Annotated in this window: 13 protein-coding genes; 2 read left to right on the top strand and 11 right to left on the bottom strand. The window is 62.3% G+C overall.

The features are described from left to right. Positions 1-19 precede the first annotated feature (19 nt). Entirely contained in the window at positions 20-568 is a 549-nt protein-coding gene (idi, locus tag AOC05_RS01975; RefSeq protein ID WP_062005231.1) for an isopentenyl-diphosphate Delta-isomerase, read from the top strand. A gap of 20 nt (positions 569-588) precedes the next feature. Here idi and AOC05_RS01970 read toward each other — a convergent pair whose 3' ends face one another. The 8 genes from AOC05_RS01970 to AOC05_RS01940 all read right to left on the bottom strand — a co-directional run bounded on the left by AOC05_RS01970 (position 589) and on the right by AOC05_RS01940 (position 7,510). Further along, entirely contained in the window at positions 589-1,410 is an 822-nt protein-coding gene (locus AOC05_RS01970; protein WP_062005229.1) for an SDR family NAD(P)-dependent oxidoreductase, read from the bottom strand. A 294-nt stretch (positions 1,411-1,704) separates the two neighbouring features. Continuing rightward, positions 1,705-2,664 (bottom strand): beta-galactosidase small subunit, encoded by a 960-nt coding sequence (locus AOC05_RS19675; RefSeq protein ID WP_197277882.1) that lies wholly within the window; start codon positions 2,662-2,664, stop codon positions 1,705-1,707. 25 nt (positions 2,665-2,689) lie between these two features. Then, on the bottom strand, positions 2,690-4,582 hold the full coding sequence (locus tag AOC05_RS19670) for a glycoside hydrolase family 2 TIM barrel-domain containing protein (RefSeq protein ID WP_197277881.1): 1,893 nt from the start codon (positions 4,580-4,582) through the stop codon (positions 2,690-2,692). A gap of 124 nt (positions 4,583-4,706) precedes the next feature. Then, positions 4,707-5,432: a hypothetical protein gene (locus tag AOC05_RS01960; RefSeq protein WP_062005228.1), complete on the bottom strand. Its 726-nt coding sequence runs from the start codon at positions 5,430-5,432 to the stop codon at positions 4,707-4,709. A gap of 52 nt (positions 5,433-5,484) precedes the next feature. Continuing rightward, positions 5,485-5,670 (bottom strand): DUF6186 family protein, encoded by a 186-nt coding sequence (locus AOC05_RS20675; protein ID WP_395939442.1) that lies wholly within the window; start codon positions 5,668-5,670, stop codon positions 5,485-5,487. Between the two features lie 8 nt (positions 5,671-5,678). Next, complete coding sequence (locus tag AOC05_RS01950; RefSeq protein WP_062005223.1) at positions 5,679-5,873, bottom strand: hypothetical protein; 195 nt, start codon at positions 5,871-5,873, stop codon at positions 5,679-5,681. A 12-nt stretch (positions 5,874-5,885) separates the two neighbouring features. Beyond that, a complete protein-coding gene (locus AOC05_RS19210) occupies positions 5,886-6,104 on the bottom strand; it encodes a hypothetical protein (RefSeq protein WP_157374868.1) in 219 nt (72 codons plus the stop codon). 692 nt (positions 6,105-6,796) lie between these two features. Next, positions 6,797-7,510, bottom strand: a complete 714-nt coding sequence (locus AOC05_RS01940; RefSeq protein WP_186758999.1) for a TetR/AcrR family transcriptional regulator — start codon at positions 7,508-7,510, stop codon at positions 6,797-6,799. Positions 7,511-7,722: 212 nt separating this feature from the next. Here AOC05_RS01940 and AOC05_RS01935 point away from each other — a divergent pair, with 212 nt between their 5' ends. After that, positions 7,723-8,781, top strand: coding sequence for a hypothetical protein (locus tag AOC05_RS01935; RefSeq protein ID WP_062005217.1), 1,059 nt, complete (start codon positions 7,723-7,725; stop codon positions 8,779-8,781). A 32-nt stretch (positions 8,782-8,813) separates the two neighbouring features. Here AOC05_RS01935 and AOC05_RS01930 read toward each other — a convergent pair whose 3' ends face one another. From AOC05_RS01930 to AOC05_RS01920, 3 genes are read right to left on the bottom strand one after another with little or no spacing between them, the layout of a single operon-like run. Continuing rightward, a complete protein-coding gene (locus AOC05_RS01930; protein WP_062005215.1) occupies positions 8,814-9,548 on the bottom strand; it encodes an FMN reductase in 735 nt (244 codons plus the stop codon). A 26-nt stretch (positions 9,549-9,574) separates the two neighbouring features. Next, positions 9,575-11,101, bottom strand: a complete 1,527-nt coding sequence (locus AOC05_RS01925; protein ID WP_062005213.1) for an amino acid permease — start codon at positions 11,099-11,101, stop codon at positions 9,575-9,577. Between the two features lie 48 nt (positions 11,102-11,149). After that, positions 11,150-12,592 (bottom strand): aspartate ammonia-lyase, encoded by a 1,443-nt coding sequence (locus tag AOC05_RS01920; protein WP_062005211.1) that lies wholly within the window; start codon positions 12,590-12,592, stop codon positions 11,150-11,152. Between the last annotated feature and the right edge of the window lie 31 nt (positions 12,593-12,623).

Raw genomic sequence — 12,623 nt, 5'->3', positions numbered from 1 at the left:
CGGAAAGGACGTCACGATCATGGGTTCACGAATCGAACTGGTCCGGTTGCTCGACGAGAGCGGCACCGAGATTGGCACCGCAGACAAGTCCCTTGTCCACGGGAGCAACACTCCCCTCCATCTGGCTTTTTCCTGCCATGTGTTCGACGGCGAAGGGCACACATTGCTCACGCGGCGGGCTTTGACGAAGCTGACCTGGCCTGGGGTATGGACCAACTCCTTTTGCGGACACCCCACACCCGGTGAATCCTTTGAACAGGCCATTGTGCGGCGTGCCGCACAAGAGCTGAACCTGCGTGTCACCGCGATCCAGCCGGCTCTGCCTGACTTCCGGTACCGTGCGGTGGATGCCTCCGGAGTTGTGGAAAATGAGATCTGCCCCGTTTTTACGGCCGTCGTAGTGGACGACGGCGTGATCTCACCCAACCCGCACGAGGTCAGTGAGTGGGCGTGGGCACCGATCGTTGATGTCGAGGAAGCGGTAATGGCGGCGCCATTCGCGTTCAGCCCCTGGCTGGTCCGTCAAATCGCGGAGGGCATTTACACGGGCGGAACCTTGCCGAACTAAGCCACGGATTCTATGGACTCTCAGCCCAGGCCCACCATGGCAGCGCTACGCTCCCACAGCTCCTTGGCCAGCGCGGCGTCTTCGGCGATCTTGTTGGGCTTGGCAACCTTGCGCTTGGCATAGTATTCCCCCGGCACCCAGTCGACACCCGGTGTGGTGGTGGCAAGCCACACAAGGGTGTCCGCGCCTTGCGCGGGGGCGAGCATGAAGCGTTTGGCAAGTCCGTTGTAGGCCAGTCGGGTGACTCCCCTGGACTCAGCGGAAAAGTTGCTCCCCACAATGCCAGGGTGGAAGGCTGCCGCAGAGATCCCGTGATCGCCGTAGCGCCGGTGTAGTTCCTTGGTGAAAAGAACATTGGCCAGTTTCGCATTCCCATAGGCAGCGTTCGCCGAGTAGTGCTTTTTCGCGTCCAGGTCATCGATGTCAAACTTCGCCATGACCTTGTTGGCACCACTTGAGGTGTTGATGACGGTGGCCCGGCTGGAAACCAGCGTGTCCATCAGCAGATTGGTGAGCAGGAACGGGGCCAGATGGTTCACCTGAAATGTCTTTTCATGCCCGTCAATGGTCTCCTCGTAGCCTCCCATGATCCCACCGGCGTTGTTGGCCAGCACCTCGATGCGCGGGTACTTCTGTGCCAGCGATGCCGCCAACGCCCGCACGTGTGACAGATCGGCAAAATCTGCAAGGAAGTAGTCGGCTTCCACCTCGCGGGCTATGGCCTGGGTCTTCTCCGGCGAGCGCCCCACCACCACTAAGGTGTCACCCGGGTAAGCGAGCATCTTTGCGGCGGCGGCACCAATCCCATCGCTTGCACCGGTGATAACGACTGTGCGTGACATCTTTGCGTCCTTAGAAAGTGATTGGAGCATAACAGGCCTACCTGTTGAAAAACTCTACCTAAAAGCTGTTAAAAGTCTGGTTGCGCACCGGGCATGGGAATAGGATCGCTCTGGTCGTGACCGCGGTCTTCCGATCCGGCCATGTCACGCATCCGCGGCCAACACCGTCAAGCTCAACTGCGTGGCCAACATACCGGCCCCTCAGATTGGCGACTCCCATGGTGCACCCAACGCTGTCTCCGGCCGCAATATTGGCCAGTGCAGGGCCTTGTAGCTCTTCCCCAGTGGCGTGGGTTATGAGATAACGACCCGAAAGTCCGCCGGCCCCGGGGCCAGCCGATACTTCGGCAACACTCCGGGGCCGCAGGACGCCGTGCCAATACCGTGCACGGCAGCGTCGAGCGTTAGGTAGGTGATGCCGTCCGCCACCAGATCGGGGGTGTGCTTGGCCACCGCCACGGCCTCCTGGGACCAGGGCTGGGCGGTGAAGGAGAAATCGCCGCCGGAAAATGTGATCGAGAAACCAGCCTTTTCAGCACCCCCGAGCCGGAGCGTTGAAACACCGGACCTGGCCCCGTTCTCTTGGGGCCGCACATACGGCACCTGAAGCTCCTCCACGGTTGCAGTGAACCAGCCAAGCCGCTGCGCCATCCCGGTGTCGGGGTATTTTTGTCCGGGGCCAAACCCCGCCCACGACGCCTCGTAAAACTCCCCCGGCAGTTCAAAGTCAAAGCCGATCCGTGGCCAGGTGGAGCCCCAGCCCGGACCCGGTTCCACATGTGCTGACAGTTCCAGCCGTTCTCCATCGGCCCTCCACAGGTAGCTCACGTCAACGTGTTGGCGGGCGGATGGTACTCCGTAGCGCACGCACACGGCCAGGCCGCCGCCGTCGTCCTGCATCGAGATGAGCCTGCCCTCCAGCAGGCGAAGCCTGTCCGACGCCCACACGTCAGCATCGCGGGTGGGACCGGAACCGGTCCAATCCATGCCGTTGTCATTGTCCGTTGGGGCGCGCCAGAGGTTGAGTCGGGGACCGTTCACCGGCAGCCCCTTGAACGCCGTCAACTCCCCCGTGGCCGTGCTGAAAGTGGCGGCCCCCAGGACTACGGCTACACCGTCCCTGTGGGTCGCGACTGTCGCATCCACGTTCACGTCCACAAGCGCCGCCGCCGGGACCACGGAGCCCTGTTGTCCCCAGGCAATCTCGTGGCCTGCCGACGCCCACGGCTCATTCCAAGCCAGGGCCGCGGTCACCGTCAGTACCCGTTCGGGCCCGTGTTCAGCGCGTGCTTCGGGGGGGAAGCTCGACGCCGGAGCCCACACCCGCCGCCGTAGCCGGTATTTCCAGCCTGCCGGTGGCTAGCTCGCCGTGGGGGCCATCCACCTGCCAGGTGAACATCAGGTGGGACAGGTCAAGGAAGTCGTACTTGTTGAGAATACCGACAGCGGTCCAGGCAGGGTCGATGTCCATCTGCACCGGGGAGATGACCTTCTTGAAGTCAAGGAGTCCTGGCCGCGGTTCCAGGTCCGCCGAGACCAGCCCGTCGATGACAAAGTTCCCGTCGTGAACCTTCTCGCCGAAGTCCCCTCCGTAGGCGAAGTAGGCCTCGCCGTCCGGTGTGTGCTGTCGGATTCCGTGATCTATCCATTCCCATACAAACCCTCCCTGCAGGCGGGGATACTTTTCAAAAAGCTGCTGGTAGTCTGCCAAGCCGCCCGGGCCGTTGCCCATAGCGTGGACGTACTCGCACAGGATGAACGGCAGGTTCCGCCGGTGGGCGTCCAGCGCTGCGTCCTCCAGCGGCTCTTCGGCCTGGCGGCCGATCAGCTCAACCTCGGCCGGTGTGGCGTACATGCGTGAATACACATCCACGTATGGGCAGTCCCAGTCCCCCTCGTAGTGGATCAGCCTTTCGGGGTCACGGGCCTTGGTCCATTCGGCCATGGCCCGCAGGTTTTCACCCTTGCCCGCTTCATTGCCCAGTGACCACATGATGACGCAGGCGTGGTTCTTGTCCCGCTCCACCAGCCTTTTCATCCTGTCCAACAGCGCGTCCCGGTACTGTGGTTCGGCGCTTGGATTACCCGCCCAGCCGCCTGCCTCATAACCGTGGGTCTCGTAGTCGCACTCGTCAATGACATAGAAGCCCAGCTCGTCGGCGAGCTCCAACAGCCGCGGGTGCGGGGCGTAATGGGAGGTGCGGATGGCGTTGATGTTGTGGGCCTTCATCAGCTTCAGCTCGCGTGCCAGCCGGCCGCCATCCATCACACGGCCCAGGTCGGGATCGTGTTCATGCTTATTCACGCCGCGGAACAGCACGGGCACACCGTTGATGTGGACCTGGGCGTCCTTGACGGTGATGGAGCGGAATCCCACGTTGAAACTGAGCGTTTGGTGGGGTGTCTCCACCGTCAAAGCATAGAGCCGTGGCGTTTCTGCGGTCCACGGATCCACCGGGCCCACCTCCACGTCAGCGCTTCCGCTGTCCAGGGCCATGCTGAAGCCCAGCTCCTTGATCCCAGCCTCGGTCCCGGGAAAGGCCCGGTCAAGCTCCACGTGCAGTATTCCCTTGCCCTCGGCCGTGTATCCCGCCCCCACAAACACGTCCCGCACCGATATGGACGGCGGGTTGGACGTCAGGGTCACGTCGCGGAAAATCCCGGGCAGCCACCACGCGTCCTGGTCCTCCAGGTAGCTGGCGGCAGAGAATTGGGCCACGCGAACCACCAGCACGTTGGTCGTGGAACGAAGGATGCCCGCAACGTCAAACTCCTGCGGCAACCGGGACCCCCGGGTGATACCCAACAGCGTGCCATTGAGCCAGATGGTGCCGGCGTTCTCGATCCCGTCGAAGCGCAAGATGGCACCGTCGATGTAGTCATCGCTTGCGTCAAAAGTGACCCGGTGGTCGCCGATGGGGTTGGCGTCCGGCGGGTGGGGAGGGTCGAGCGGGAACGGGAATTGCACATTTGTATAAGCTGGCCGGCCGTGGCCGTGGAAGTTCCAGCTCGACGGGACGGGCAGCGTGTCCCAGGCACCGTCGTCGAACGCTTCTTCCTCAACACCCACCGGCGCCGTGGCCAGGGACTGCGACAGGTGGAACCGCCACGGCCCGTTCAGCGACATGCTCGGCAGCCCGTCGTTGAAGAGCGCGCGGCTCCCTGCCACCATTTCCCGGACCTGGGTTGCTCAGCGCCATGACCCCCGCATACGGACTTTCGGCGAAGAATCTGCTGGGGCGAGTGGTCTCCATGGTGTCTCCTTGGGCATCGAGAGGTTGCAGGGAAAACGGTGACTACTTGCCGCCCTCAATCATGGTGGCAATTTTTTGTTCCAGGGCAGCGGTAGTGATGTCTGGAAGCACCATCAAGCCCTCCAATTCATGGCGGGCCCGCTTGTACGCGGTTTGTCGCTCGGCGGGGCTTGCGGCCTCATTTTCAGCGATGTTGACCAGCTTGCGGGCCGTGTTGAGGCGTTGGCGCTGAGGTTCGGAGAAGGCCGTGTCCTTGATGCGCTTAGCTTCCTTTTCCGCAATATCAAACGCCACTGCGTATGCGTTGACAGCGTTGCGGTAGTCGTCCCAGCGGATCTTGGAGGTGATCTCTTGGGCAGTCACAGGACGAAGCGCATCGGCGTCGCGCTTGGCCCGCAAGAAAGCAACCGTCAAGGGTTCGCGAACATCGGTCATCATGGGGAAATCTATGAGCTTTCCCACGTCTAGCTCGTAGTCCAGCCAGCGGCGGTTCACGGCGTCGTGCGCATCCGTGGCCTTGTCCACGTCACTTGTGGTGAACTCTTGCGGGTCCTTGGCTAGGTTCAGGTGCCCCACGGAATCAGTCGAGGACACCGGGGTGGACATGCCCGACCCGGCCACTTCGGGATGCTGCAATTTGTACATTTCGATCCTGCGCTGGTGACGGCGCTCATTGTTCATGGACACGGCCCTGCCCCAGCCGCCGACTATGCCGGCCAGAGGAAACGCCAACCACCAGTAGGTTCCCACAAACTCCCAGAATTGCATTCCCCAATCGTGCCACCGGTCACACCGGCACGCTAGTTCTGCACGGAGTGTGTCAGCCCACCAGAACGTGCCAACCCAACCACCACACAAACAGGAGCAGCGTAATCCGGGCCGCCCGTCCCGCTAACACACGCCCAAGCAGCTTTGCCAGGCCCGTGAGGGAGTCCGGTTTCAGGTGCGCCCAACCGGCCAGCGCCACTCCAGCAACAGGTACTAACACATATCCAGCCAAAACCATCGCGTAGATCATGGCCTGCGCACCACCCGGACCAGAGACCCGCAGACGAGAAGCCACGGCAGCATCATGAACCAGCAGCTGGATTCCGCGTCATACAAGGGTTGCAGCAGGTCCGTCAGCGACGGAAGTCGCTGGGCGTCAGCGGGCGCGAACCTGTCAATGAAGTAGGTCACCAGCTCCCAAAGGGCCAGGAACAACAGCACCGCGGCCCATCCTCAGGCGGCACGCCGCATCCGCGGGGGCGCCGGCTGGGTGGCTGCGGGCTGGGCCTCCACTGCGGGCGCCGGGTTCGGCCACGCCACCAGCAACATGGCGGCACCCACTACGGCCACCATAAAAGCCATGGCGCTGCCACTGCCCAGGGCAAGAAAGACCACCGCCATGAGAAGCACACCCACACCCGCGGCCGTGGAGATCCAAAGCCAACGCGGCATGGCCTGTAATCCTCGCGGCGCTCCCCCGGTTGCGTTGGCGGTGGCGGTCACTGGACCGCTGCCGGTACCTGCCACCCCAGGTTCGAGCTGCTGGCAGCGCCCGTGCCGCATGACCGTGTCCAGGGACCGGACCAATGCAGCAGACAGGTAAATCCACCCATCCACAGGCGCGCTGCGATAGAAATGGAATGCGCGCGCGATCCACAAGATGGCCAGCCACGGCTCCGATAGCCACGGCGAGGGGCGGGGTCGTGAAGGTGATTCTCTCGCGTTATTTTGTGGCTGCCGGGGCCGCGCAGCACAGCCACACTCAGGCCCCCGGGCCGGATCCCTGGGATTCTCTGCACGCGCACCACCAGAAATGGGAATAGTCCACCACCCCTTCCAACACGGAGCCAATATGCTTGCAAACCCTCTGGCCACACGGCAGTCCTGACAGCGGGACCCAAGGAAAACGGCACGGTCGGGCAACCGGCGTCGAACCGCTGCCAAGCAACTTCCCGATGCCGTGGACGGCTGGCTGACGGCGGGTCCATAGTGGGAAATGGGAATACAACCCGGCCAACGCCTTGATCAAGCTCGCCAGGGCTGGGGTTGGCGGAAATCCCCGGCGCGCTAAAAACGCCATGGCCCCGCCGGAAGCCTACATCCGCTTCATCCCGGGCATGACAACGACGACGGCAACGTCACCGTCAGGCGCGCGGCAGGGCCGTTCGGGTGTTTTCAAAGAACTCAAAGCACACGTCAACGATCAGTTCCGCGCAGACCGGATACCCGGCGATCAACGAGTCAACCATCACATGATTAACGGCGCCCACCAGCGCCACCGAGGCAATCCAAACTCGGTCTGTGTGGTTGTTGGCGTGGGGTTCGAGGTCTTCTCGCTGCGGCACCGGCTGGGTGAGGACCTGGTGCCGGACAATTTCGGCAAAGGCATCCAGTGCCGCGAAACGTTGACGCTCCAGCTTTTCGGATACCCCGACCACTTCAATCAGCGCAATCCGCGCATACCGGGTGTCATCGAGAAGATATCTCACAAAAGCGGCCAAGCCATTTCTGGCACCGGCCACAATGTCATCCCCGGCTTCTTCAAGGGCACGCCGGGTGACCTCGAAGATCCGCTCCGTTAGGTCAACATATACGGCGTACAACAGGTCCTCGCGGTTCACAAAGGACTCATAAAAATAGCGCTCGCTCAAACCTGCGCCCCGGCAGATTTCCTTGACCTTGGAGCTGGCGTAGCCGGTAGTACCGAAGACCTCGATCGCCGCCTCGACCAACCGCGCGCGACGCTCCCGGACCCTTTCACTGCTCTCCTGGCCCGAGTACCGGCGCCCAACAGCGGCCTGGGTCGCTGGGCGACCGGGCACCACATCCTGGATCTGGTGGCTCTCTTGAGCGTTCATTTTCACCATTCTAGGCCACTTCCCCGCAGACCTTCAGGCCCTCCCGCCACCCGCCCACACCTTGCCGGCTTCCATGCAACCGCACCATGGCGCAGGTTCCAGCACCACAGCGCGCGCTGTGTCCTCGATCAGCGGCTGAGCCCGAGGTGACTGCCGGTGGCGCACGCATTTCGTAGGGCCAGCACGCCGTGAAAGAATAAAGGGGATTTATCATGGAAGCCAAGAAAGCAGTTCCTCAACCGCCTCACACCGGTGGCGACCCAGAAAAACCGGCTCCCAAACGCTACCGGCACGCCAATTCACCGCCCGACTACCGCCGTCGGATGTTTCTTGGGATCATGGGCGCGGCCGCCCTGTCCACCGTGTTCCGAGCCAACATTGCCGCTGAAAGCGTCGTGACGGAACGGACCCAATTCCGTATCACCACCCCTGACAACGACAAAAACCGGACAGCCGCCAACCGTTTCCCGGGAAAGACCTGGTACCTGCTGGGTGGCTTTGGCGTCAGCTACCGTGACGTGGGCCGCAAGCTGGCGGCGCTGCAACCGACCATGAACGAGCGCGCTCCGGCCTCCTACATTGGGTATTCCAACGGCGGGATCGACATTGCCGCGTTGTTCATCGCCATCCAGCAGGACACGTACACGCGCAAGATCGACACCGTCTACTTCTACGGCGACAGTTTCGGGGGCATGGCCGCCGTGGTGCTCGCTTCCCTGCTGGAGGAAAACGGGATCCACGTCAAGATGGTGGTGATGGGGTCCAGCCCCAGCAATGTCCGCGACGTACTGGACCCGGGCAAGGAGTACATTTCCCTGGCCGGCCGCGTGGTGCCGTACCTGGGGCTACTGGGGCGCCTGACCGTGGGCGTGTGGAACGGGCTGGCCAACCCCAACGGACAGGGCATGTACGACGCGGCGCGTTCCGGAATTGACAGTTCCTTTGACCCGGCAAACAACTCCCTGATTCTCAATACCACCCAGGCCACGTTCCTGCAGGCGTTCCCCACCCAGTACGACGGCGGCATCCCCCGCAGCACCGGGATCGGGCTCATGTATGACCCGGCCGATTTCATTGTCAACGCCCGCCTGGCCATTGTGGGCTGGGAGCAGCTGTTCCCGCACAACCCCGTCTTTGTCTACGAGCTGCCGAATACAGGCCACGCCAGCCCCGAAATTCACCCCGAGGTGTACCGGACAGGGCTGCGCGTGGTTCTGGATAAGTTGGATCCCCCGCCGCTGACGTTCAAGCCCGTGCAACCGATCTTCTAACCGCGGTTGAGCCTGCCGCCGGGGTGGCTGGATTACCGGCGCTGCGTCTGGGCCAGGAGCTGCTCAAACGGCAGCGAGGTCATCTCCGTCCGCTCACGGGCGCCGCGCTTGGCCCGGTGGTCGGGCTGAAACCCGGTCACCGGCGTCGTGCTTGGCGCTGAAGCCGAGACGGAGGAAACCGGTGTGGAAACCAGCGCTGCGGCCAGTTCCCCAGCACCCTGGCTGATACGAAATTCCAGGCCCGTGACCCCGCTTGATTGTCCCCAGTCCTCCGGGGAGGCGTAGATGGCCGTGGGCATGGTGTGGGCGCGCAGGTAGCTGAAAAGGGGGCGGATTGCCATATCCAGCACCAGGGAATGTCGCGAGGATCCGCCCGTGGCGCCGAGCAGCACCGGCATTCCGTCAAGGAACTTCGGGTCAAGGATGTCGAAGAATGACTTGAACAAGCCGCTGTAGGATGCGCTGAAGGTGGGCGTCACAGCGATCATGGCATCGGCCGCGGCGACACGGTTGATGACATCGCTCAGCGCTGGGCCGGCATAGCCGCTGACCATGTTGTTGGCGATGTCGGTGGCGTAGTCGCGCAGATCCACGACGTCGAGCACAGCCTGCGCTCCCAGCTCGCCCAGGTGGGTGGAGACGGCCGCGGCCAGCTGGTCCGCGAGCATGCGGGTTGTCGACGGGATGCCGAGACCGGCCGAGATAACCACAATGGTGCGCTTCACTTTGACTCCTAGTTCACTGACGCATTGTCCATGCGTTTGCATCTAATCTAGTCAACTCAAGGAGAGGGTCACTTATTCCCGGCACCGGCTGACGCGCCACTGTGGTGTGCCGCCACGGGATGGGCGTGGATGTCGACGTGGCGGGCTGCGGCAATTTCATTGATCCGGCCACGGGAGAGGTACCAGCCCACTATTAACGCCGGGATGATGACAATAACGGAGGCCACAGTCCAGGTGCCCACGGGGCTGTCGAACGCCATGAGAATCAGGACTGCCAGCAGGAACGCAAGCGTCAGGTAGCCGGTGTAGGGTGCGCCGAACATCTTAAACGAGGGCCGTACGGCCTCGCCTCGCTTCACCAACCTGTGCAGTGCCAGCTGGCACAAGATGATCATGCCCCAGCTGGAGATGATCCCCAGGGCGGCCACATTGAGCACAATCTCGAAAGCGCCGGCAGGCACAATGGCGTTGAGAATAACGCCAAGGACGGCCACCGCGGCTGTCAAGGCGATGCCCCCATAGGGAACGCCTCGCTTATTCAACTTGGCCGCAAATTTAGGCGCAGATCCAGACAAGGCCATGGACCGCAGAATGCGTCCGGTGGAGTACAGCCCGGCGTTCAACGACGACAGGGCCGCGGTGAGCACCACCATGTTCATAATGGAGTCAATGCCGGCCACCCCAATGGAGCCAAAGAAGGTCACGAACGGGCTCTCCCCCGCCTTGTACGCGGAGAAGGGCAGCAGCAAGGATAGCAACACCAGCGAACCAACGTAGAACACGGCAATGCGGATGATCACCGTGTTGATGGCCTTGGGCATGATCTTCTCCGGGTTTTCGGTTTCCCCGGCGGCCGTGCCGATCAGCTCAATGGAGGCGTAGGCGAACACCACGCCCTGCATGACAACTACCACCGGCAACAACCCGTTCGGGAAGAACCCGCCATTGCTTGTTATCAGGCTAAAGCCGACTTCTTGCCCCGCGACGGGGGTGCCGAAGATGACAAAGTAGGTGCCAACGATCAGGAAGGAGACCAAGGCAACCACCTTGATCAAGGCAAACCAGAACTCCATTTCGCCAAACACCTTCACCGAGACAAGGTTCAGCCCCAGTACCAGCAGCAGCGCCGCCAGCGCCCAGAACCACTGTGGTACCGAGCCAATCCACGGCACATACTTGGAGAAGAAGTGCATGTAAAGCGCAATGGCCGTGATGTCCACAATGGAGGTCATAGCCCAGTTGAGCCAGTACAGCCAGCCGGAGACAAACGCCGCCTTCTCGCCATAGAACTCACGGGCGTAAGAGACGAACGAACCCGATGACGGCCGGTGGATGACCAGTTCGCCCAGTGCCCGCAGGATCAGGAACGCAAAGAAACCACAGATCGCGTAGCTGAACATCAGAGCGGGACCGGCGCTGGCCAGCCTCCCGCCAGCGCCCATGAACAGGCCGGTACCGATTGCTCCGCCAATGGCGATCATCTGAATTTGCCGGGACTTCAAGCCCTTGTGCAGTCCTGCATCCTCAGCAGTGAGGGAGGCGCTGGGCACATCCTGGACCAAGTCCGAGGTATCGGACTTTGTTTCGTGGTGCATGAGAATACCTATCGTGAAATACAGCCCGCACAATGGCGGGGCCGGCGATTAATCGCTGAGGTTGGCCAAACGTTCCGGACGCAAAAGCTCATCCAGTTCCTGCGCCGTGAGGAGTTTGTGCTCCAACACCAGTTCGGCCACGCCACGGCCGGAGGACAGTGCTTCCAGGGCAATCCGGGTCGACGCCGCATAGCCCAGGACCGGGTTCAGCGCGGTGACCAGGCCAATGGAGTGCTCCACCTGCTCCCGCAGCTTGTCTTCATGGGCGACGATGCCGCGCACACACTTATTCGCCAGGGTCAGGCAGGCTGCTTCCAGGTGGCGCATGCTCTTGGTCAGGCTGTGGACAATGATCGGTTCGAACGCGTTCAGCTGCAGCTGCCCACCCTCGGCGGCCATGGTGATAGTGACGTCGTTGCCGATGACCTCATAGGCCACCTGGTTTACCACTTCTGGGATCACCGGGTTGATCTTGCCCGGCATGATCGAGGAACCCGACTGCACCGCTGGCAAAGTGATTTCACCAAAACCGGCGCGCGGTCCGGAGGAGAGCAGACGCAGGTCGTTGCAGATCTTGGACAGTTTCACGGCCACGCGCTTCAGGACACCCGAGAGGTGCACAAACGCGCCCACGTCCTGGGTGGCCTCAATCAAGTCAACGGAGGTGGTCAGGGGCAGGCCCGAAATCTCCACCAGATGCCGGCACGCCAGCTCCGAGTACCTCTTGGGGGCGTTGAGTCCGGTGCCGATCGCTGTGGCGCCCAAGTTGATCTCGTGCACCAGCAAGGCCGATTCAGCCAGCCGCGCCCGGTCCTCGCCAAGGGTAACGGCGTAGGTGTTGAACTCCTGCCCCAGTGTCATGGGGACGGCATCCTGGAGCTGGGTGCGGCCCATCTTAACCACCGTGCGGAATTCAACGGCTTTTTCACTGAAGGCCTCACCCAGCACTTCCATGGCCGCCACCAGTGTCTTAGCGGTGAAGATCGTGGCCACGTTCACCGCCGTCGGGTACACGTCATTGGTCGACTGGCTCAGGTTCACATGGTCGTTGGGGTGCAGGAACTGGTATTCGCCCTTTTCGTGGCCCAGGATCTCCAGGGCCCGGTTCGCGATGACCTCGTTGGCGTTCATGTTCGACGACGTCCCCGCACCTCCCTGGATGACATCCACCACGAACTCCTCGTGGAGTTCCCCGGCGATGATCTCCTGGCAGGCGGCGATGATGGCACCGGCGCGCGTGTCATCGAGAAGGCCGAGCTCATGGTTGGCCTGGGCGGCAGCCTGTTTCACCATGGCTAGGCCGATGACCAGGTTGGTGTTGGTGGAGAGGGGCTGGCCGGTGATGGGGAAGTTCTCCACGGCACGCAGCGTATGCACGCCCCAGTAGGCGTGAACGGGGATGTCCCGCTCGCCAATGAGGTCGTGTTCGCTGCGCAATTCCAGCGATTCCGGGAGTTGGAGCGGATCGAGCGGCGTGGTGGCGATGGACATATTTCTCCTTGAAAAATAGGTTGCGCGCCGT

The sequence above is a fragment of the Arthrobacter alpinus genome, from assembly GCF_001294625.1.
Lineage (GTDB): Bacteria > Actinomycetota > Actinomycetes > Actinomycetales > Micrococcaceae > Specibacter > Specibacter alpinus_A.
This window is presented reverse-complemented; position numbering and strand designations above follow the sequence as displayed.

Coding starts and splice junctions, on each gene's coding strand:
- idi (WP_062005231.1), top strand. CDS start 20: ATGGGTTCACGAATCGAACTGGTCCGGTTGCTCGACGAGAGCGGCACC.
- AOC05_RS01970 (WP_062005229.1), bottom strand. CDS start 1,410: ATGTCACGCACAGTCGTTATCACCGGTGCAAGCGATGGGATTGGTGCC.
- AOC05_RS19670 (WP_197277881.1), bottom strand. CDS start 4,582: ATGGTGGCAGGGAGCCGCGCGCTCTTCAACGACGGGCTGCCGAGCATG.
- AOC05_RS01960 (WP_062005228.1), bottom strand. CDS start 5,432: ATGCAATTCTGGGAGTTTGTGGGAACCTACTGGTGGTTGGCGTTTCCT.
- AOC05_RS20675 (WP_395939442.1), bottom strand. CDS start 5,670: ATGGTTTTGGCTGGATATGTGTTAGTACCTGTTGCTGGAGTGGCGCTG.
- AOC05_RS19210 (WP_157374868.1), bottom strand. CDS start 6,104: ATGCCGCGTTGGCTTTGGATCTCCACGGCCGCGGGTGTGGGTGTGCTT.
- AOC05_RS01940 (WP_186758999.1), bottom strand. CDS start 7,510: ATGAACGCTCAAGAGAGCCACCAGATCCAGGATGTGGTGCCCGGTCGC.
- AOC05_RS01935 (WP_062005217.1), top strand. CDS start 7,723: ATGGAAGCCAAGAAAGCAGTTCCTCAACCGCCTCACACCGGTGGCGAC.
- AOC05_RS01930 (WP_062005215.1), bottom strand. CDS start 9,548: ATGCAAACGCATGGACAATGCGTCAGTGAACTAGGAGTCAAAGTGAAG.
- AOC05_RS01925 (WP_062005213.1), bottom strand. CDS start 11,101: ATGCACCACGAAACAAAGTCCGATACCTCGGACTTGGTCCAGGATGTG.
- AOC05_RS01920 (WP_062005211.1), bottom strand. CDS start 12,592: ATGTCCATCGCCACCACGCCGCTCGATCCGCTCCAACTCCCGGAATCG.